The 21,244-nt window shown below is 53.0% G+C and carries 20 protein-coding genes; 16 read left to right on the top strand and 4 right to left on the bottom strand.

Features of this window, described 5'->3' with window-relative positions:
* Nucleotides 1-2 precede the first annotated feature (2 nt).
* From phoB to proY, 5 genes are all read left to right on the top strand, one after another.
* Nucleotides 3-692: a phosphate response regulator transcription factor PhoB gene (gene phoB, locus KWG64_RS07055; RefSeq protein WP_013576682.1), complete on the top strand. Its 690-nt coding sequence runs from the start codon at nt 3-5 to the stop codon at nt 690-692.
* A 23-nt stretch (nt 693-715) separates the two neighbouring features.
* Nucleotides 716-2,035 carry a phosphate regulon sensor histidine kinase PhoR gene (gene phoR, locus KWG64_RS07050; RefSeq protein ID WP_195813957.1) on the top strand — a complete coding sequence of 440 codons (1,320 nt, stop codon included), beginning with the start codon at nt 716-718 and terminating at the stop codon, nt 2,033-2,035.
* 256 nt (nt 2,036-2,291) lie between these two features.
* Entirely contained in the window at nt 2,292-3,395 is a 1,104-nt protein-coding gene (locus KWG64_RS07045; RefSeq protein WP_218521364.1) for a cobalamin-independent methionine synthase II family protein, read from the top strand.
* A gap of 445 nt (nt 3,396-3,840) precedes the next feature.
* Nucleotides 3,841-5,160, top strand: coding sequence for a branched-chain amino acid transport system II carrier protein (brnQ, locus tag KWG64_RS07040; RefSeq protein WP_195813959.1), 1,320 nt, complete (start codon nt 3,841-3,843; stop codon nt 5,158-5,160).
* A gap of 156 nt (nt 5,161-5,316) precedes the next feature.
* A complete protein-coding gene (gene proY / locus KWG64_RS07035) occupies nt 5,317-6,747 on the top strand; it encodes a proline-specific permease ProY (RefSeq protein ID WP_165059282.1) in 1,431 nt (476 codons plus the stop codon).
* A gap of 72 nt (nt 6,748-6,819) precedes the next feature.
* On the opposite strand, the gene ggt is transcribed toward proY, so the two are convergent.
* From ggt to KWG64_RS07020, 3 genes are all read right to left on the bottom strand, one after another.
* Complete coding sequence (gene ggt / locus KWG64_RS07030; protein WP_218521363.1) at nt 6,820-8,583, bottom strand: gamma-glutamyltransferase; 1,764 nt, start codon at nt 8,581-8,583, stop codon at nt 6,820-6,822.
* A 266-nt stretch (nt 8,584-8,849) separates the two neighbouring features.
* Entirely contained in the window at nt 8,850-9,452 is a 603-nt protein-coding gene (locus KWG64_RS07025; protein WP_013576674.1) for a peroxiredoxin C, read from the bottom strand.
* Between the two features lie 221 nt (nt 9,453-9,673).
* Nucleotides 9,674-10,255: an ACP phosphodiesterase gene (locus KWG64_RS07020; RefSeq protein ID WP_195823660.1), complete on the bottom strand. Its 582-nt coding sequence runs from the start codon at nt 10,253-10,255 to the stop codon at nt 9,674-9,676.
* Nucleotides 10,256-10,390: 135 nt separating this feature from the next.
* On the opposite strand from KWG64_RS07020, the gene queA reads away from it, so the two are divergent.
* From queA to secF, 5 genes are all read left to right on the top strand, one after another.
* A complete protein-coding gene (queA, locus tag KWG64_RS07015; RefSeq protein WP_218521362.1) occupies nt 10,391-11,461 on the top strand; it encodes a tRNA preQ1(34) S-adenosylmethionine ribosyltransferase-isomerase QueA in 1,071 nt (356 codons plus the stop codon).
* A 114-nt stretch (nt 11,462-11,575) separates the two neighbouring features.
* Nucleotides 11,576-12,700 carry a tRNA guanosine(34) transglycosylase Tgt gene (tgt, locus tag KWG64_RS07010; protein ID WP_152327855.1) on the top strand — a complete coding sequence of 375 codons (1,125 nt, stop codon included), beginning with the start codon at nt 11,576-11,578 and terminating at the stop codon, nt 12,698-12,700.
* A gap of 162 nt (nt 12,701-12,862) precedes the next feature.
* The gene (yajC, locus tag KWG64_RS07005) at nt 12,863-13,195 is read left to right on the top strand and encodes a preprotein translocase subunit YajC (RefSeq protein WP_013576670.1); all 333 of its coding nucleotides are present in this window, start codon (nt 12,863-12,865) and stop codon (nt 13,193-13,195) included.
* 27 nt (nt 13,196-13,222) lie between these two features.
* Nucleotides 13,223-15,070, top strand: a complete 1,848-nt coding sequence (gene secD / locus KWG64_RS07000) for a protein translocase subunit SecD (RefSeq protein WP_195813964.1) — start codon at nt 13,223-13,225, stop codon at nt 15,068-15,070.
* A 10-nt stretch (nt 15,071-15,080) separates the two neighbouring features.
* Nucleotides 15,081-16,052, top strand: coding sequence for a protein translocase subunit SecF (gene secF / locus KWG64_RS06995; RefSeq protein WP_195813965.1), 972 nt, complete (start codon nt 15,081-15,083; stop codon nt 16,050-16,052).
* Between the two features lie 80 nt (nt 16,053-16,132).
* On the opposite strand, the gene KWG64_RS06990 is transcribed toward secF, so the two are convergent.
* Nucleotides 16,133-16,708, bottom strand: coding sequence for a DUF3251 domain-containing protein (locus tag KWG64_RS06990; RefSeq protein WP_218521361.1), 576 nt, complete (start codon nt 16,706-16,708; stop codon nt 16,133-16,135).
* 161 nt (nt 16,709-16,869) lie between these two features.
* Between KWG64_RS06990 and nrdR the strand changes: the two genes are divergently transcribed.
* The 6 genes from nrdR (at nt 16,870) to pgpA (ending at nt 21,224) form a co-directional block, all read left to right on the top strand.
* A complete protein-coding gene (nrdR, locus tag KWG64_RS06985) occupies nt 16,870-17,319 on the top strand; it encodes a transcriptional regulator NrdR (RefSeq protein WP_104923087.1) in 450 nt (149 codons plus the stop codon).
* Between the two features lie 9 nt (nt 17,320-17,328).
* Nucleotides 17,329-18,477: a bifunctional diaminohydroxyphosphoribosylaminopyrimidine deaminase/5-amino-6-(5-phosphoribosylamino)uracil reductase RibD gene (gene ribD, locus KWG64_RS06980; protein WP_218521360.1), complete on the top strand. Its 1,149-nt coding sequence runs from the start codon at nt 17,329-17,331 to the stop codon at nt 18,475-18,477.
* Between the two features lie 138 nt (nt 18,478-18,615).
* Nucleotides 18,616-19,086, top strand: a complete 471-nt coding sequence (gene ribE, locus KWG64_RS06975) for a 6,7-dimethyl-8-ribityllumazine synthase (protein ID WP_101075472.1) — start codon at nt 18,616-18,618, stop codon at nt 19,084-19,086.
* A gap of 20 nt (nt 19,087-19,106) precedes the next feature.
* Nucleotides 19,107-19,520, top strand: a complete 414-nt coding sequence (gene nusB / locus KWG64_RS06970; protein WP_101075473.1) for a transcription antitermination factor NusB — start codon at nt 19,107-19,109, stop codon at nt 19,518-19,520.
* Between the two features lie 166 nt (nt 19,521-19,686).
* On the top strand, nt 19,687-20,673 hold the full coding sequence (gene thiL / locus KWG64_RS06965) for a thiamine-phosphate kinase (protein WP_101075474.1): 987 nt from the start codon (nt 19,687-19,689) through the stop codon (nt 20,671-20,673).
* A gap of 62 nt (nt 20,674-20,735) precedes the next feature.
* On the top strand, nt 20,736-21,224 hold the full coding sequence (gene pgpA / locus KWG64_RS06960; protein ID WP_101075798.1) for a phosphatidylglycerophosphatase A: 489 nt from the start codon (nt 20,736-20,738) through the stop codon (nt 21,222-21,224).
* Nucleotides 21,225-21,244: the final 20 nt, after the last annotated feature.

Raw genomic sequence — 21,244 nt, 5'->3', positions numbered from 1 at the left:
CGATGGCTAGACGTATATTGGTGGTTGAAGACGAAGCTCCAATCCGTGAAATGGTGTGTTTTGTACTGGAACAGAATGGATATCAGGCAGTAGAAGCTGAAGATTTTGATTCAGCGATTGGCCAGTTAGTTGAACCTTACCCTGAACTGATCCTGCTCGACTGGATGTTACCTGGTGGTTCCGGTATTCAGTTTATTAAGCACCTTAAACGTGAAGCACTGACCCGCGAAATTCCGGTGATGATGCTGACCGCCCGCGGTGAAGAAGAAGATCGGGTGCGCGGCCTGGAAGTCGGTGCCGATGATTACATCACCAAACCGTTTTCACCAAAAGAACTGGTTGCCCGTATTAAAGCGGTGATGCGCCGGATTTCGCCAATGGCGGTCGAGGAAGTGATCGACATGCAGGGGCTGAGTCTGGATCCGTCGTCTCACCGGGTGATGGCCAACGAGCAGGCGCTCGACATGGGGCCGACCGAATTTAAGTTGTTACACTTCTTTATGACCCATTCCGAACGCGTTTACAGCAGGGAACAGTTGCTCAATAACGTGTGGGGCACTAACGTTTATGTGGAAGATCGCACGGTAGACGTGCATATTCGTCGTTTGCGTAAAGCGCTGGAAACCAGTGGACATGACAGAATGATCCAGACTGTTCGTGGTACCGGATATCGTTTCTCAACGCGTTATTGAGTCCCCCACAGCGGAGAATCTGTGTGTTAGAACGTTTGTCATGGAAACGTCTGGCCGGCGAATTTTTTCTCTTTTGCCTGCCAGCGCTGATCCTCGGAATTTTCGTCGGCCATTTCGGCTGGCTCCTCTTTGCGTCGCTCGTCGCGGCGCTGGGCTGGAATTATTACAACCAGCTTAAACTCTCTCACTGGCTGTGGCTTGACCGCAGCATCACCCCGCCGAACGGGCGCTGGAGCTGGGAACCGCTGTTTTACGGGCTGAACCAGATGCAGATGCGCAACCGGCGACGTCGTCGTGAATTAGGTCAGCTGATCAAGCGTTTCCGCAGCGGTGCCGAATCGCTGCCGGATGCGGTGGTTCTGGCGACGGAAGAAGGCAATATCTTCTGGTGCAACGGACTGGCGCAGGATCTGCTCGGTTTCCGCTGGCCGGAAGATAACGGGCAGCATATTTTTAACCTGCTGCGTTATCCGGAATTCCGCACCTGGATCCAGACCCGTGACTTCAGCCGTGCCCTGAATCTGCAACTCAATAATGAACATTATGTTGAGTTTCGCGTGATGCCCTATTCCGAGGGGCAGCTTCTGATGGTGGCGCGTGACGTAACGCAGATGCGTCAGCTCGAAGGCGCGCGACGTAACTTCTTTGCCAACGTTAGCCATGAACTTCGCACGCCGCTGACCGTGTTGCAGGGGTATCTGGAAATGATGGAAGACGCCAAGCTGGAAGAGCCGTTCCGCACCAAAGCGCTGGATACGATGCAGGAACAGACGCGGCGCATGGACGGGCTGGTGAAACAGTTGCTGACCCTGTCGAAAATCGAAGCGTCTGCCAATATCGATATGCACGAGAAGGTCGATATTCCGGTGATGCTGAGTATGCTTGAGCGGGAAGTGCAGACGTTAAGCGGCGGGAAACATGAAGTGGTGTTTCGCGTAAACGAAAAGCTGAAAGTCTTTGGCAACGAAGATCAGCTGCGCAGTGCGGTGTCGAATCTGGTGTACAACGCCGTGAATCACACCCCGCCGGGCACGCGGATTGAAGTCAGCTGGCAGCAAATCCCGCACGGCGCACAGTTCCAGATAAGCGACAACGGGCCGGGTATTGCGCCGCAGCACTTACCGCGTCTGACTGAACGTTTTTACCGTGTGGATAAGGCGCGATCGCGCCAGACCGGCGGCAGCGGGTTGGGGCTCGCCATCGTAAAACATGCGCTCAGCCACCATAATTCGAAGCTTGAAGTCCTCAGCGAAGTCGGCGTCGGCACCCGGTTTATGTTTACGCTGGCACCGAAACTGATTGTTCCTCAGGGTTCAGACTCCCCGGTCTCCGTAAAACCTTAATTTGCGTAGTTTCCCTAAAGCCTGTTATCAGCCGATAGCAGGCTTTTTCATTTCTGTTTATGGCGTGAAGTCGCCTCCTGATCATGAATTTATTTCACGTCCCATGAAAATTCCTCTGTTGTGGGTGAACAGGCTGCATGACAGTATGGCCTTAAAGCCGTTTAGACATCCAGATGTCTATAAATAACGCAACGTAATTATTTACTTTGTAAATCATTCGCATTCCGCCAGGGGCGTGATGCAATAAGGAGTTTTCATGCAACGTACAACCCCTCCGTTCCGCGCTGACGTCGTTGGCAGTTTCCTGCGTCCGGCCGCGATCAAAGAAGCCCGCAAACAGTTTCAGGCCGGTGAGATTGATGCGGTGCAGTTGCGTGCAGTAGAAGACACTGAAATCCGCCGCGTGGTGGATTTGCAGCGTGAAGCCGGTCTGCAAGTGGTGACGGATGGCGAATTCCGCCGTGCGTGGTGGCACTTTGACTTCTTCGAAGGTCTGGAAGGTGTGGAAGGTTACGATGCGGTTCAGGGGATCCAGTTCAACGGCGTACAGACGAAAGCGCGCAGTATCAAAGTGGTGAGCAAACTCGGTTTTGGTTCGCACCCGATGCTGGAAGATTTCCGTTTTCTGAAAAGCATCAGCGGAACGGCTGTGCCGAAAATGACTATTCCGAGCCCGAGCGTGATGCATTTCCGCGGTGGCCGTAACGCCATCAGCAAAGACGTTTATCCTGATCTGAAAGACTATTTTGACGATCTGGCACAGGTTTACCGGGACGCGATCAAAGCCTTTTATGATGCCGGCTGTCGTTATCTGCAACTCGACGATACCGTCTGGGCGTATCTGTGTTCTGAAGATCAGAAGAAACAAATCCGCGAACGTGGTGATTCTCCGGAAGAGTTAGCACGTACTTACGCTGACGTGCTCAACAAAGCTATCGCCGGTAAACCGGACGATCTGGTGATTGGTCTGCATGTTTGCCGCGGTAACTTCCGTTCAACCTGGATTTCTGAAGGTGGTTACGAGCCGGTGGCAGAGATTCTGTTTGGCGGGGTGAATATCGACGCTTACTTCCTGGAATATGACAATGAACGTTCAGGCGGGTTCGAACCCCTGCGTTTCATCAAAAAAGGCCATCAGCAGGCGGTTCTGGGGCTGATTACCACCAAATCCGGCGAGCTGGAACTGGCAAAAACCGTGGAAGCGCGTATCGCAGAAGCGGCTGAATATCTGGACATTAACCAGATTTGCCTGAGCCCGCAGTGTGGCTTCGCGTCAACGGAAGAGGGCAACAGTCTGACCGAAGCGCAGCAGTGGGAAAAACTGAAACTGGTGGTGGATATCGCTGCCCGCGTCTGGTAAAACCGCAAGCGGTTAAATTTTGGCCTTGTAAAAATGCTGGATATTGTGCGTGAAATGACCTGCAGGTGGTGATTTCACGCATTTTTAATCTCAACGGAGCATATCTTGTGCTTTGTTCGTTCAAAAATCATACATATCATATTGCGTGTTTCGGAGTGTATTTAGTGATTATTACTGCTTTGTTGTATTAATCTGGTTGAACGCTCTGCTTTTTGGATCACGGCTTGCCTTTCTACGCTATAAACGTTTACCTTAAGCCCCGCTGTCGCTCGATACTCCCTGCATAACAACGTAATCATCTGCATATCATCAGGCGTTTTTAGCTCACTCCGATCCTCACATTGGTGCTCTCTGGCTATGACAACGCCATTCATCCTTCTGACGGAGTGGCACGACGACAGCATCGGACACTTTATTCATTTGAACAGGCAACACGACACCAATCATGAGTACTCGTTTAACAAATAAAGATATTCTGGCGCTGGGTTTCATGACCTTCGCCTTATTCGTCGGGGCAGGAAATATCATTTTCCCGCCGATGGTTGGCTTGCAGGCCGGTCATGAAGTCTGGTGGGCAGCTGCCGGTTTTATGATCACGGCGGTAGGGCTTCCCGTGATGACCGTGATTGCGCTTGCGCGCGTCGGTGGCGGTGTTGACGCCCTGAGTACGCCAATTGGTCGTGGTGCCGGTATTCTTCTGGCGACCGTCTGTTATCTGGCTGTAGGCCCGCTGTTTGCCACACCGCGTACAGCGACGGTCTCCTTTGAAGTGGGTATCGCGCCGATGACCGGTGACGGCCCGCTGCCTCTGCTGATTTACAGCGTAATTTATTTCGCTCTGGTGATTGGTATCTCCCTGTATCCGGGCCGTCTGCTCGATACCGTCGGGCATTTCCTCGCGCCGCTGAAAATGGTGGCGCTGGGCGCACTGGGTATCGCTGCACTGCTGTGGCCTGCCGGTCAGCCAATGCCTGCGGTTGACGCTTACCAGACGGTGCCGTTCTCCAGCGGTTTCGTTAACGGCTATCTGACGATGGATACGCTGGGCGCGCTGGTCTTCGGGATTGTTATCGTTAACGCGGCACGTTCTCGTGGCGTGACCGATGCCAAACTGCTGACCCGTTATACGGTTCTGGCAGGTCTGATTGCCGGTCTGGGCCTGATGCTGGTCTACCTGAGCCTGTTTAAACTGGGCGAAAACAGCGCCTCACTGGTGCCAAATGCAACAAACGGCGCGGTGATCCTGCATGCTTACGTGGCACACACTTTTGGCAGCGTAGGCAGCTTCTTCCTCGGCGCGCTGATTTTCATCGCCTGTATGGTCACCGCAGTTGGCCTGACCTGCGCCTGTGCTGAGTTCTTCGCTCAGTATCTGCCGCTGTCATATAAAACGCTGGTCTTCATTCTGGGTCTGTTCTCGATGCTGGTGTCCAACCTGGGCCTGAGCCATCTGATTCAGATTTCCGTACCGGTTCTGACTGCGATTTATCCGCCGTGTATTGCGCTGGTTGTACTGAGCTTCACCCTGCGCTGGTGGAACAGCACCACACGTATCGTCGCGCCGGTGATGGTTGTCAGCCTGGTCTTTGGTATTGTTGATGGCATTAAAGCTTCTGCTTTTGCAGACCTGATGCCAGCCTGGACTGCGAACCTGCCGCTGGCAGCGCAAGGTCTGGCCTGGTTACCACCGTCATTATTAATGCTGGTGCTGGCCGGTATTTATGACAAAATCAGCGGTCCGCGTAGCGTCACTGCGCACCAATGATCATTTGGTGAATGTTCAACGGCATAAAATATAATTAGTCTGCTGAATGTTTCGCCAATCGGGCCACGGAGAATCTTCCGTGGCTTTTTCATTGGCAGGTAAAAAAGTTAATTTCTTAAAATACGCACTTTTGATATTTAAAAAACATACGGGTTAATGCACATGCAGCAAGAAGCTGAACAACCAACAGAGCAAAAAGAAGCGCCGGGCACGAAGCTAAAACGTGGCCTGACAACGCGCCATATTCGCTTTATGGCACTGGGGTCAGCCATCGGTACCGGGTTATTTTACGGATCTGCCGATGCCATCAAAATGGCCGGACCAAGCGTGCTGCTGGCGTATCTGGTCGGCGGTATTATCGCGTTTATCATCATGCGTGCGCTGGGCGAGATGTCCGTTAATAATCCGCAGAGCGGGTCGTTCTCACGTTACGCGCAGGATTATCTCGGGCCGATGGCCGGGTACATCACCGGCTGGACGTATTGTTTTGAGATTCTGATTGTCGCGATTGCCGATGTGACGGCGTTCGGTATTTATATGGGCGTGTGGTTCCCGGATGTACCGCAATGGACCTGGGTGCTGAGTGTGGTACTGATTATCGGCGCTATCAATCTGGTGAGCGTGAAGGTGTTCGGTGAGCTGGAGTTCTGGTTCTCCTTCTTCAAAGTGTTCACCATCATCATCATGATCATTGCCGGTTTCGGTATTATCTTCTGGGGCATTGGCAACGGCGGGCAGGCGACCGGTATTCACAATCTGTGGACGAACGGCGGCTTCTTCAGCCAGGGCATCATGGGTACGATCCTGTCGTTGCAGCTGGTGATGTTTGCCTACGGTGGTATCGAAATCATCGGTATTACCGCCGGTGAAGCAGAAGACCCGAAGAAATCCATTCCGAAAGCCATCAACTCCGTTCCGCTGCGTATTCTGGTGTTCTACGTGGGTACGCTGTTTGTGATTATGTCGATTTTCCCATGGAATCAGGTGGGTACGCAGGGCAGCCCGTTCGTGCTGACGTTCCAGCACATGGGGATTGCGGCGGCTGCAACCATTCTGAACTTCGTGGTGATCACCGCGTCTCTTTCTGCGATTAACAGTGACGTGTTCGGCGTGGGCCGTATGCTGCACGGTATGGCAGAGCAGGGGCAGGCGCCTAAAATGTTCAGCAAAGTTTCGCGTCTCGGCACGCCGTGGGTCACCGTTCTGGTGATGATGGCCGCACTGCTGGTGGCGGTTTATCTGAACTACATCATGCCGTCCAGCGTCTTCCTGGTGATTGCGTCTCTGGCGACATTCGCGACCGTTTGGGTGTGGATTATGATCCTGTTCTCCCAGATCGGTTTCCGTCGCAAGCTCAGCAAACAGCAGATTAAAGAGCTGGAATTCCCGCTACGTGGCGGCGTTTACACCTCGGTCTTCGGGATTATTTTCCTGGTGTTTATCATCGGGCTGATTGGCTACTTCCCGGATACCCGTGTGTCGCTGTATGTCGGTCTGGTTTGGGTTGTGGCGCTGCTGGTCGGTTACCGATTCAAATTGCGTAACGACCGTAAGAAAGCAGCACTGGCGCTCAGTAACAAAGCGTAAGCAAGTACTTACCTACGGCTGATAAATAAAAGCCCCGATATCATGATGATATCGGGGCTTTTTTAGTGTGGCTTAATAGCCAGTAGCGGCACCGGCAGGGCGTCGCACGTCATTCGCGCCGTACAGATAGCCTTCACGGACTTTCCCCGAAACCGCCGAGTCGTTGCCTGAGTTCACAGGCGTTACACCCGCAGCGCCCGGCAGACCCACCAGAATCAGCTCCGTGGCACCCCACGGCGTTTGCTCAACCATCTTGTATCCCATTTTTTGCAGGATATTCAGGCTGTCCTGAGAAACACCGCGCTGCTCGTAATACACCTCGTCCGGCAGCCACTGATGATGAATGCGTGGCGCATCGACCGCTTCCTGCGGAGGCATCCCGTAATCAATCACGTTCAGCGCGGTTTGCAGCGTAATGGTGATGATGCGTGAACCGCCCGGCGAGCCCAGTACCATAAAGATTTTTCCGTCTTTGGTCACCAGACTCGGGCTCATCGACGATAGTGGGCGCTTACCGGGGGCGATAGCGTTTTTGGTTCCCTGCACCAGACCGTACAGGTTTTTCTCGCCGACTTTGGTGGTGAAATCATCCATCTCGTCGTTCAGGAAGAAGCCGGTTCCCGGCGCAATCACTACGGAACCAAAGCGGCCATTGACGGTGTACGTGGTGGACACGGCGTTGCCCATTTTATCGACGATGGAATAATGCGTCGTTTCCGGTTTTTCGTGCGGTTCCATGCCTGGCTGCACCTGCGTGGAAGGCGTCGCTTTATCTGCTTCTATTTTTTTACGAATTTCTTCCGCGTAGCTTTTACTGACCAGGCGGTCGATTGGGTTTTTCACAAATACCGGATCGCCGAGATAGGTATTGCGGTCCATATAAGCGTGGCGCATGGCTTCAGTGAGAACATGAATGGACGCTGCTGAGTTGAAGCCCATGCTTTTCAGGTCGTAGCCTTCAACGATGTTGAGAATCTCACACATCGTCACACCGCCGGAGCTCGGAGGCGGTGCGGAAACAAATTTGTATCCGCGATAACTACAGGTGATTGGCGTGTCTTCCGTCACTTTGTAACTGGCGAAATCTGCCGCGGTCAGGATGCCGCCGCCTTTCTTCGATGCGGCTTCGACTGCTGCCGGGATTTTGCCTTTATAGAAAGCATCCGGGCCGTGTTGAGAAATGGATTCAAGCGTGTTGGCTAAATCGGTCTGCACCAGTTTGTCGCCGGGTTGCAGGGCGCTGCCGTCTTTACGCAGGAAAATGCGGGCGGCTTCCGGATCTTCTTTGAAGCGCTTAACCGTCGTATCGAGAATATCGGTATCCGCGCGGGTCAGCACAAAACCCTGACGCGCCAGCTTAATCGCCGGAGCCATTACCTGCTGGCGTGTCAGTTTGCCGTATTCCTTTTGTACGGTGTCCATCCCCAGTACGGTTCCCGGCACACCTGCGGCCAGATAGCCGTACAGGCTGGCGCCTTTTTTCACATTTCCGTCGGCATCAAGATACATATTGGCGCTGGCGGCAGCGGGAGCGGTTTCGCGGAAGTTGATAAACGTGTCTTTTCCATCAGCCAGATGCACCGTCATGAAGCCACCGCCACCGATATTGCCACAGCATGGGTTGACGACCGCCTGCGCGTAACCGACGGCGACGGCTGCATCAATGGCGTTTCCGCCCATTTTCAGAATGTCGACGCCAACCTGTGAGGCCAGGTATTGCGAGGTGACAACCATTCCGTTCTGCGCTTCGACCGCGGGGTTAGACGCCGCGTACAGCGGGAGACTGGTCAGCAATGCCAGTGCGAGGACTGATTTTTTCCATGGATTCCGTAACATTCAAACTCCTGTTTTTACCCTGTCTTTTAGAGTCATAACCTTCAGGTTATTGTGTGATAACGTTTTTTTAATGGCGATGTTGCTCCGTTCGCCGGGGAATTTTATGCAAAGCGCACGCCATTCCGGCAATAACGGGACGTTTTCAGCGTAGACGTAAATGAGAGGGAGCGGGTCAGTGAGGCGGGAAAATGTGATCGGGGCAAATCCGGAGCAAAAAAAACGGCCAGCTAAGCTGACCGTTGATAACCGTTAAATCCGTGAAGAGATTACAGGTTTGAAGCGTTTTCAGACAGGTATTTAGCCACGCCATCCGGAGATGCGCCCATGCCTTTTTTGCCTTTTTCCCACTGAGCCGGGCACACTTCGCCGTGCTCTTCGTGGAATTGCAGTGCGTCAACCATACGCAGCATTTCGTCGATGTTACGACCCAGTGGCAGATCGTTTACTACCTGGTGACGAACAACGCCTTCTTTGTCGATCAGGAAAGAGCCGCGCAGTGCAACGCCAGCGTCCGGATGTTCGATACCGTAGGCTTTCTGAATTTCGCGTTTGATATCAGCAACCATTGCGTATTTAACAGGACCGATACCGCCTTTCTCAACCGGCGTGTTACGCCATGCGTTGTGAACGAACTCGGAGTCGAAGGAAACACCAACAACTTCTACGCCACGATTCTGGAATTCTTCGTAACGGTGATCGAAAGCGATCAGCTCAGAAGGACACACAAAAGTGAAGTCCATTGGCCAGAAGAAGATAACAGTTGGTTTGCCTGCTGTGTGTTTTTTGAAGTTGAAGTTTTCAACTACTTCGCCGCTACCAAGTACTGCTGCTGCGGTAAAGTCAGGGGCTGGGCGAGTTACCAGAACCATAAATTACTCCTTTAAGACCCTTGAGGGTGTCGTAGGTGAGTGGAAAGGGTGAACAAAACGACTGCCAGTATAGGGGCAACCCTCAGGTGAATAAACCCCATCAGACCAATCAATCAGATAGCACTCGGCTATCAGTCTTTGACCTAAGTCTCAATCTTCTTTAACAAAAACCCGCTGTTTTGCAGAGGATTGTGCCTTCAATCACAACTTTATGGGGGTATTCAGAGTTCACGGTCTTTCGCCTGCTGCATCATGACCGGATAAAATTGCCAAAAGAGTTGCTCAAGTGCGTCGTAATTGAGCTCTATATCGTGAAACGAGCCGCTCAGTGCGCTGAGTTTTGGGCGGCGGTTTGCCATGCCCTGCAAGACTTCGCCGATAAACGGCAGAACGGCATAACGCTCCAGCCAGCGTTGCGGCCAGATATAGTGATTCAGGTTTTGAAAACGTTCCGGCATGCCCGGAAGCTGCGGCTCGATTTCCTGCTGACAGGCAGCGATAAAATCTTCCAGCGGCTGTTGCGGATGCAGAGAATTCCAGTGACGCGACAGGAAGTGATCCCACACCACGTCGAGCGTAATCGGCGAGACGCGGCGAAAATCATCACGAAAATAGCTGCGGGCAATTTTCACTTCGGGCAGGGAATCGGTCATGACATCAACGCGACGATGCATGCGGATCCCGCTGACAATTTCCGGGCTGTATTGCCCGTCAGGATTGCCGCGAACGAAATCCGCCAGCAGATTGCCCAGCAGGGAACTGTCGGCCAGAGAGGCCAGATGGAGGTGTGCTAAAAAATTCATCGGGCGAGTATAACGCAGGAAAGTTGATCCCTGACAGGGCAGCGGGTGCCTTTCTTCGCGCATAAGCTTGCAGGGGATGCCCCGTCCCACTAGACTAAGCCGCCTGTTTTTGTCGTTAAAGTGAAGTGAAAAGCCATGCGTGTTGCCGATTTTTCTTTTGAACTCCCGGAATCCCTGATTGCCCGCTATCCGCAGACCCAGCGCAGCGGCTGTCGTTTGTTGTCTCTTGACGGGCCGAGCGGTGAGTTAACGCACGGCGTGTTCACGGATATTCTCGATAAAATCCTGCCCGGCGATCTGCTGGTCTTCAATAATACCCGCGTGATCCCGGCCCGTGTTTTTGGCCGTAAAGTCAGCGGCGGTAAAATTGAAGTGCTGGTTGAGCGTGTGCTCGATTCGCACCGCGTTCTGGCGCACGTTCGCGCGTCGAAATCGCCAAAGCCTGGCGCAGAGCTGCTGCTGGGGGATAACGAAGACATTAAAGCCACGATGGTGGCGCGTCACGACACCCTGTTCGAGCTGCAATTTAATGAAGACCGCGATGTCTTTACGCTGCTTAACGAAATCGGCCACATGCCGTTGCCGCCTTATATTGACCGTCCGGATGAAGACGCTGATCGCGAGCTGTATCAGACGGTTTACAGCGAACGTCCGGGTGCTGTTGCCGCACCGACCGCCGGTCTGCACTTTGATCAGCCGCTGCTGGATGCGCTGAAAGAAAAAGGCGTTGAGCTGGCGTTTGTTACGCTGCACGTCGGCGCGGGGACTTTCCAGCCGGTGCGCGTTGACACCATTGAAGACCACATCATGCACGCTGAGTACGCGGAAGTGCCTCAGGAAGTGGTAGAAGCGGTTCTGGCGTGTAAAGCGCGCGGCAATAAAGTCGTGGCCGTGGGCACCACGTCGGTTCGTTCGCTGGAAAGCGCGGCGAAAGCCAGTGAAGACGCGCTGATCGCGCCATTCTTTGGCGATACTAAAATCTTCATTTATCCGGGATACCATTATCAGGTGATTGACTGCCTGATTACCAATTTCCACCTGCCTGAATCCACGCTGATCATGCTGGTGTCGGCGTTTGCCGGATACAAAAATACCATGAATGCTTACCAGCAGGCGGTGGCAGAGCAGTACCGTTTCTTCAGTTATGGCGATGCGATGTTCATCAACCGTAACCCGCTGGCGCCGCAGGAAGTGGTGGGTCAGTAACCCTGAATCAGCAGTTAACGGCCCGGACGCACTCGGTGTATTCGGGCTTTCTTTTCCGGGCGTCATGCCACGGATTTAACCTCATCAGACTGTTTCTCTGATGCTGGAGGCAATGTGAAGTACGAATTAAGCACTACTGACGGCCGCGCGCGCCGTGGACGTCTGGTCTTTGAACGTGGCGTGGTTGAAACCCCGGCATTTATGCCTGTGGGCACTTACGGCACCGTAAAAGGCATGACCCCGGAAGAAGTCAAAGAAACCGGCGCACAGATTTTGCTGGGCAACACCTTCCACCTGTGGCTGCGCCCGGGTCAGGAAATCATGAAGCTGCACGGCGATCTGCATGATTTCATGAACTGGCATGGCCCGATCCTCACCGATTCCGGCGGCTTCCAGGTGTTCAGCCTGGGCGCGATGCGTAAGATCAAAGAAGAGGGCGTGCATTTCCGCAATCCGATCAACGGTGATCCGGTGTTCCTGAGCCCGGAAAAATCCATGGAGATCCAAAACGATCTCGGTTCTGACATCGTGATGATCTTCGATGAATGTACGCCATATCCTGCTGACTGGGATTACGCAAAACGTTCGATGGAAATGTCTTTACGCTGGGCAAAACGCAGCCGCGATCGCTTCAACGAGTTGAATAATAAGAATGCTTTGTTCGGTATTATTCAGGGAAGCGTTTACGAAGATTTACGAGATGTATCATTAAAAGGGCTGGTAGATATCGGCTTTGATGGTTACGCTGTGGGCGGTTTGGCGGTAGGCGAGCCGAAAGAAGACATGCACCGTATCCTTGAGCACGTTTGCCCGCAAATCCCGGAAGACAAACCCCGTTATCTGATGGGCGTGGGTAAACCGGAAGATTTGGTTGAAGGCGTTCGTCGCGGTATCGATATGTTTGACTGCGTCATGCCAACGCGTAATGCGCGTAACGGCCACCTGTTTGTCACCGACGGTATCGTAAAAATCCGTAACGCCAAGCATAAAGATGACACCTCGACGCTCGACGAACACTGTGATTGCTACACATGTCGCAATTATAGCCGCGCCTACTTGCATCATCTCGACCGTTGCAACGAAATTCTCGGTGCGCGGTTGAATACCATCCATAACCTGCGCTATTACCAGCGTCTGATGGCCGGTTTACGCCAGGCTATCGAAGAAGGTAAATTAGAGCAGTTTGTGACAGACTTCTACGAGCGCAAAGGCAAGCCTGTTCCGCCTTTAAACTTCTGATTTCTTTGTCGTGTCGGCATCTCCACAAGGTGGTGCCGATTTTATAATTTGTTGAACCGGCATTATGGGGTATTGTGCGAGACGTTTCATCGCCAGACTCCGGCTTGGATCACTGTTATTTTCTAAACAATTTTGCTTCACAACAACAATGAGGGAATTTAAATGAGTCTTTTCATTTCCGATGCTGTCGCAGCGACTGGCGCACCATCACAGGGAAGTCCTTACTCTCTGGTTATCATGCTGGTGGTATTTGGTCTGATTTTCTATTTCATGATCCTGCGCCCGCAGCAAAAGCGTTCTAAAGAACACAAAAAACTGATGGATTCCATCGGTAAAGGTGACGAAGTCATGACCACGGGTGGTTTGATCGGTCGCGTAACGAAAGTAGCTGAAACTGGCTACGTGGTTATCGCACTGAACGACACTAACGAAGTGATGATCAAGCGTGACTTCGTGGCAGCAGTTCTGCCAAAAGGCACGATGAAGTCTATCTAATTTTCGATTTTCCCGAAGGGAACTGCCGTGTTAAACCGTTATCCTGCGTGGAAGTATCTGATGCTGGTCGTTGTGATCATCGTCGGGCTGCTTTATGCACTTCCCAACCTTTATGGTGAGGATCCGGCTGTTCAAATCACTGGTGCTCGGGGTTCCGACGCCAGTGCAGCAACGCTGGACCAAGTCCGTAACGCATTAGATCAAAATAACATCCAGAGCAAATCTATTGCTCTGGAGAATGGCGCTATTCTTGCCCGTTTCAAAGATACGGATGTTCAGCTTCGCGCTCGTGAAGTGCTGAACGGCGTTCTGGGCGACAAATTTGTGATTGCACTTAACCTGGCTCCGGCAACGCCGCGCTGGTTGAGCATGCTGGGTGCTGAGCCGATGAAGCTGGGCCTCGACTTGCGTGGTGGTGTTCACTTCCTGATGGAAGTGGATATGGATACCGCGTTAAGCAAGCTGCAAGAACAAACGATGGACAACATGCGCAGCGATTTGCGCGACAAGAATATCCCTTATGCCACGGTGCGTAAGCTCGACAACTATGGCGTTGAAGTGCGTTTCCGTGATGCTGCGACCCGCGATGCGGCGGTCAGCTATCTGACACCACGTCACCGCGATTTAGTCATCACCAACAGCGGCGATACTGCTGTCAAAGTGGTGATGACTGATGCCCGCCTGAATGAGGCGCGCGAGTATGCTGTTCAGCAAAACATCACTATCCTGCGTAACCGTGTAAACCAACTGGGTGTGGCCGAGCCGCTGGTACAGCGTCAGGGCGCAGACCGTATTGTGGTTGAGTTGCCAGGTATTCAGGATACTGCCCGCGCTAAAGAAATCTTAGGCGCAACGGCAACGCTGGAATTCCGTCTGGTTAACACCAATGTAGATGCCTCTGCGGCGTCAACAGGCCGTGTTCCGGGTGACAGTGAAGTGAAAAATACCCGTGATGGTCGCCCGGTTGTCCTGTACAAACGTGTGATTCTGACCGGTGACCATATCACTGACTCCACATCCAGCATGGATGAATACAACCAGCCACAGGTTAACATTTCTCTCGACAGCGCTGGCGGTAACGCCATGTCTAACTTCACCAAGGATAACATCGGCAAACCGATGGCAACCCTGTTCGTGGAGTATAAAGACAGCGGTAAGAAAGATGCGAATGGCCGTTCGATTCTGGCGAAACAAGAAGAAGTTATTAACGTCGCGACGATTCAGTCACGTCTGGGTAACAGCTTCCGTATCACCGGGGTGAACGATCCGAATGAAGCCCGCCAGCTTTCTCTGCTGCTGCGTGCCGGTGCTCTGATTGCGCCAATTCAGATTGTAGAAGAACGTACTATCGGCCCGACCTTGGGTATGGAAAATATCAAGCAAGGTCTGGAAGCCTGTCTGGCAGGACTTGTGGTTTCAATTATCTTCATGCTGTTCTTCTATAAGAAGTTTGGCCTGATTGCGACCACTGCGCTGATTGCTAACCTGGTGCTTATCGTTGGGATCATGTCCCTGATACCGGGCGCAACACTGACCATGCCGGGCATTGCGGGTATCGTATTAACCCTTGCCGTAGCGGTTGATGCCAACGTACTGATTAACGAACGTATTAAGGAAGAACTTAGTAACGGACGTTCAGTACAGCAGGCTATCGAAGAAGGTTACAAAGGCGCGTTCAGCTCCATCTTTGATGCCAACGTCACGACGCTCATCAAGGTTATCATCCTGTATGCCGTCGGCACCGGGGCAATTAAAGGCTTTGCGATTACAACCGGTATTGGTGTAGCGACGTCAATGTTTACCGCAATCGTCGGTACCCGTGCCATCGTAAACCTGTTGTACGGCGGCAAGCGCATCAAAAAGCTGTCTATCTGAGGAGTGCGTTGTGGCACAGGAATATACTGTTGAACAATTAAACCATGGTCGTAAAGTCTATGACTTTATGCGATGGGATTACTGGGCTTTCGGTATCTCTGGTTTCCTGTTGATCCTTTCTATCGCCATTATTGGTGTGAAAGGTTTTAACTGGGGTCTGGATTTCACCGGCGGTACGGTCATTGAAATCTCGCTGGAAAAACCTGCGGATTTGGACGTGATGCGCGCAGCGCTTGAGAAATCAGGCTTTGCCGATCCGCTGGTACAGAACTTTGGTAGCAGCCGTGACATCATGGTACGCATGCCACCGGCTCAGGGTGAAACAGGCGGCCAGGTTCTGGGTACCAAAGTTCTTAGCGTGATTAACGAAACGACCAGCCAGAATGCTCAGGTGAAACGTATCGAGTTCGTCGGGCCGAGTGTAGGGGCCGATCTGGCGCAGAATGGTGCTATGGCGCTGTTAGTGGCGCTGATCGCTATCCTGATTTACGTCGGTTTCCGCTTCGAGTGGCGTCTTGCCGCAGGTGTTGTTATCGCGCTTGCTCACGACGTTGTGATCACCATGGGTGTACTCTCGTTGTTCCATATCGAAGTTGACTTGACCATCGTCGCTTCACTGATGTCGGTTATCGGTTACTCGCTTAACGACAGCATCGTGGTATCGGACCGTATTCGTGAGAACTTCCGCAAGATCCGTCGCGGGACACCTTACGAAATCTTTAACGTGTCGCTGACCCAGACGCTGCACCGTACATTGATCACATCCGGTACCACGTTAGTCGTGATCCTGATGTTGTATCTGTTTGGCGGTGCATTGCTCAGTGGTTTCTCACTGACCATGTTGATTGGTGTTTCAATCGGTACGGCTTCATCAATCTACGTTGCGTCCGCGCTGGCTCTGAAACTGGGCATGAAGCGTGAACATATGTTGCAGCAGAAAGTGGAAAAAGAAGGTGCAGATCAGCCTTCGATTCTGCCGTAATCTGCCGGTAGCGTAGAAAGTAAAAACCCCGCAATGCGGGGTTTTTTTATGTCTGATTTCTAAAACTGAAAGCACAATTGTTACTTCGCCGGAACCGGTTCTGCGGCCTGAGCGGGTTTCTGCGTGGCGACAATATTATGCAGATGAACAAAGCCCAGCGTTTCAACGGTTACCTGATCGAATTTCACCTCTATCGTTTTCACCGGACCTGGTAATAAATCCGGTTCAACCGTGATGGTCTGCGTTTGCATATCTACAGTCAGCGGCTTACCGGTCACCGGATCCAGCTGGCCCCAGTTCATTGTGGCGGTAAATGCAGGCAGCGGCTGGCCGGCATTGTTTTTAATCTCTAATACGGCCTGAACGCCGCTGGCATCCGGGGCGACGCGGGTCAGTGCAAGGCTCAGTTCGCCAATTTCACTCTTCACCAGTGCAGCGCTTTTCGCCGCAGGAAGCAAATAGACCCCGTTAGTGGACTGGCGGTTCAGCGTAGTTTGCTGTTCCAGTGCTGTCGCCAGATCGGTCAGACGGGAGAGCTTTTGGTTCAGCTGGCCGACTTCGGCTTTCAGTTCCGGTAATTTGGGATCTTGCTGCGCGCAGCCCGACAGGCTGAACAATACGGCACAGGCCAGTAAGAGGCGGGGAGGTTTTGTCATATCAGAGACTTCCTTTCATCTGCCCGTTGAAACATTCGGTCCGGGCACCAATATAAGATGAGTAAGTTTAACCTGATGTCTATGAAAGTAGCGACAGCCTTTGTTGTCGGCACACTTCGGGGTAAACTGGTGTCCAATTATGCCCGCTGTCAGGAAGTGCTATGCATTGCCCATTTTGTGCCGCTGTTGATACTAAAGTCATCGATTCCCGCCTGGTAGGTGATGGATCTCAGGTCCGCCGACGCCGCCAGTGTCTGGACTGCCATGAACGCTTCACGACTTTTGAAGTGGCGGAACTGGTGATGCCGCGCGTCATTAAAAGCAATGAAGTTCGTGAACCTTTCAACGAAGACAAACTTCGCAGCGGCTTTCTGAAAGCGCTGGAAAAAAGACCGGTCAGCTCCGACGACGTCGAAACGGCCATCAGCCACATTAAATCGCAGTTACGGGCTACCGGTGAACGTGAAATTCCTGCCAAAATGATTGGCAATCTGGTGATGGATGCCCTGAAAGGGCTGGATAAAGTCGCCTACATCCGCTTCGCATCGGTTTATCGCAGCTTTGAAGATATCCGTGAATTTGGCGAAGAGATTGCCCGTCTTCAGGACTAAGGAAAGTTAATGCTCCCCGAACAGCCTGCCGGAAAATCGTCTGACGAATTACACCGTGATGAACGTTTTATGGCGCGTGCTTTTGAGCTGGCGCGTCGCGGCCGTTTCACCACCACACCCAATCCGAACGTCGGCTGCGTGATCGTCCTTAATGGCGAAATCGTCGGTGAAGGCTATCATTTGCGTGCCGGTGAACCGCATGCGGAAGTTCATGCCTTACGCATGGCCGGTGAGAAAGCGCGGGGCGCGACCGCGTATGTCACGCTCGAGCCGTGCAGCCATCACGGGCGTACGCCGCCTTGTGCAGATGCATTGCTGGCCGCAGGCGTTGCCCGCGTTGTCGCGGCGATGCAGGATCCCAATCCGGAAGTTGCGGGCCGGGGATTATATCGCCTCAGGCAAAATGGCGTTGAGGTCAGCCACGGGCTGATGCATTCGCAGGCGGAAGCCGTGAATCTCGGTTTCCTTAAACGTATGCGTACCGGTTTTCCTTACGTGCAGCTCAAAATGGGCGCGTCGGTGGACGGCAGAACCGCAATGGCCTCGGGCGAAAGCCAGTGGATCACGTCCGCTGCGGCGCGCGCCGATGTTCAGCGTTTTCGCGCAGAAAGCTCGGCTATTCTGAGCACCAGCGCGACGGTTCTGGCAGACAATCCGTCGCTGACCGTACGCTGGGACGAACTGGGCAGCGATGTGCAGGCGGTTTATCCGCAGGAAAATCTGCGTCAGCCGCTGCGCGTTATTCTCGACAGCCAGAATCGCGTCACGCCACAGCATCAGCTGGTGAATTTACCCGGCAACGTGTTGCTGGCGCGTCTGGACACTGACACACAAATCTGGCCCGAATCCGTCGAACAATGGCGCGTGGCCGGACGCGATAATCGTATTGATCTGGTTCTGCTGATGATGCAACTGGCGAAACGTCAGGTAAATTCCATCTGGGTAGAAGCGGGTGCGCAACTTGCGGGCGCCTTATTACAGGCGGGTCTGGTTGATGAATTAATCGTTTATATGGCACCGAAACTATTAGGTAATAATGGCCGCGCGCTGTGTGAACTGCCCGGCTTAACGCATCTGGCCGATGCTCCTGAATTTGCTTTCAGCGATGTCAGGCAAATTGGCCCGGATTTACGTTTGCGCCTGAAGCCGGTGTACTAAACAACACGTACTGAGAATTTTACGCCTCTCTGTCTGAATGGGTTTGAAAAGCGCATGTCCAGACAGGGTAATTTTATGATAGAATCCGCCCCCCTGCGGCGGGGGTTAGAAACTCCTGAACCCACTTTAAGGAAAACTATGAACGTTATCGAAGGTGCTGTAGCCACGCCGAACGCGCGCGTAGCGATCGCGATTGCTCGTTTTAATAATTTCATCAACGACAGCCTGCTGTCAGGCGCTGTTGATGCGTTGAAACGTATCGGTCAGGTCAGCGATGACAACATCACCGTAGTCTGGGTCCCTGGCGCATACGAATTGCCTCTGGCAACCCGTGCACTGGCTGAAAGCGGTAAGTACGACGCCGTTGTTGCGCTCGGAACTGTGATCCGCGGGGGCACTGCCCACTTTGAATTCGTAGCGGGCGAATGTAGCTCTGGCCTGTCCAGCGTTGCAATGAACAGCGAAATCCCGGTTGCCTTTGGTGTGCTGACGACAGAAAGCATCGAACAAGCCATCGAACGCGCAGGGACAAAAGCCGGTAACAAAGGTGCAGAAGCTGCACTGACCGCGCTTGAAATGATTAATGTTATCAAGGCTATTAAGGCCTGAATCTAGTTAAGGGGAAATCCGTGAAACCTGCTGCTCGTCGCCGCGCCCGTGAATGTGCCGTCCAGGCGCTTTACTCCTGGCAGTTGTCGAAAAATGACATCGCCGATGTTGAATTAGAATTCCTGACCGAGCAGGATGTCAAAGACGTAGACATTGCCTATTTCCGCGAACTGCTGTCTGGTGTGGCAAACAGTGCAGAGAAACTCGATGCATTGATGGCGCCATACCTGTCCCGCCAGTTGGATGAATTGGGCCAGGTGGAAAGAGCGATTTTGCGTCTGGCTCTGTTTGAGCTGAGCAAACGCCAGGACGTCCCTTACAAAGTGGCGATCAACGAAGCTATCGAACTGGCTAAAACCTTCGGTGCTGAAGACAGTCACAAGTTTGTCAACGGCGTGCTGGACAAAGCGGGCCCGCACATTCGTAAAAAATGATCGTCAGCCAGCGTCAGTGGCATTCACAAATGGCGACAGTCATTTTCGGTGCAATACTGACTCTGTTGATAATCTGGTGATGTCACCTCGCTTATCCTCTGTGTGACACCCCTTTTTAAGGCCGGGCTTCCGGCCTTAAGTCATTCTAACGATTTGGAATTGTACTATGGCATGCGGCGAATTTGATGTAATCACTCGCTACTTCAACAGGTTCAGAACCGCCCGACAGGATGTTCAGTTAGGCATTGGTGATGATTGTGCCTTACTGACGGTGGGCGAGAAGCAACTTTTAGCAGTCAGTACCGATACTCTGGTCGAAGGCATCCATTTTCTCAAAACGATTTCACCGGCTGATCTTGGCTACAAAGCGCTGGCCGTTAACCTCAGCGATCTGGCTGCCATGGGCGCCGATCCGGCGTGGGTTTCGCTGGCGCTGACGCTTCCTGAAGTGAACCCGGACTGGTTGCAGGCCTTCAGTGACAGCCTTTTCGACCAGCTCAATTATTATGGTATGCAGCTGATTGGCGGTGACACTACCCGCGGTCCGCTGAGCATGACGCTGACCATTCAGGGGCTGGTTCCCGCTGGTCGCGCATTAACACGTGGCGGTGCAGGCGTCGGAGACTGGATCTTCGTCACCGGTACGCTGGGCGACAGCGCGGCGGGTCTGGCGATCCTTCTCGAAGAACTGAATGTCAGTGATATTCCAACCCGAGATTTCTTGCTGAAACGCCATCTGCGTCCGTCACCCCGCGTTTTGCAGGGGCAGGGATTGCGCGATTTAGCGACCTCAGCGATCGACCTGTCCGACGGGCTGATTTCTGATCTTAAACATATACTGAATGCCAGCGAATGCGGCGCGCGTCTGGATCTCGATGCGATCCCGTTTTCCGATGCCATGAAGTCGGTTGCTGACCCTGAACAGGCGCTGAAATGGGCGCTGACGGGCGGTGAAGATTACGAGCTGTGCTTTACCGTACCGGAAATCAACCGTGGCGCGCTGGATGTTGCGCTCAGCCATCTGGGTGTTGATTTTACCTGTGTCGGGCAAATTGCTCCGCTTTCTGAAGGCCTCAAATTTATGCGTTCCGGGGCCGCCGTTGAGCTTGAATGGCAGGGGTTCGATCATTTTGCCGGTAAGGAGTTGTTGTGAATATAAGCCGTAAAAAACGCCCGGCAGGGTACAAAGGAAAAACCGGTGATCCGGTGCAGGACATGGCGGCTGCGAAAAAGCGCCTGAACCTGCGCAATCCGTGGCACTTACTGGCAACAGGTTTCGGCAGTGGTTTATTTCCTGTCGGGCCGGGCACCGCCGGTTCGATTGCGGCAATTCCGTTCTGGATCGTGATGACTTACCTGCCGTGGCAGGTGTATTCCATGATCGTCATGTTCAGCATCTGTATTGGTGTGTACCTTTGCCGCCAGACGGCGCGTGATATGAGGGTTCATGACCACGGCAGTATCGTGTGGGATGAATTTGTCGGGATGTGGATCACCCTGATGGCAATTCCCGTGAATGACTGGCGCTGGGTGCTGATCGGATTTATCGTTTTCCGCGTGCTGGATATCTGGAAACCGTGGCCAATCCGCTGGTTTGATCGCAACGTTCAGGGCGGGATGGGGATCATGATCGATGATGTGGTCGCCGGTGTACTGGCCGCCGCGATTATCTATCTGGTGGGACATCACTGGCCGTTGTTCTGAGCTGATTTGCTGTGATGTAA

Source organism: Rahnella sp. PD12R (assembly GCF_019200965.1).
GTDB classification, from domain to species: Bacteria; Pseudomonadota; Gammaproteobacteria; order Enterobacterales; family Enterobacteriaceae; genus Rahnella; species Rahnella laticis.
This window is presented reverse-complemented; position numbering and strand designations above follow the sequence as displayed.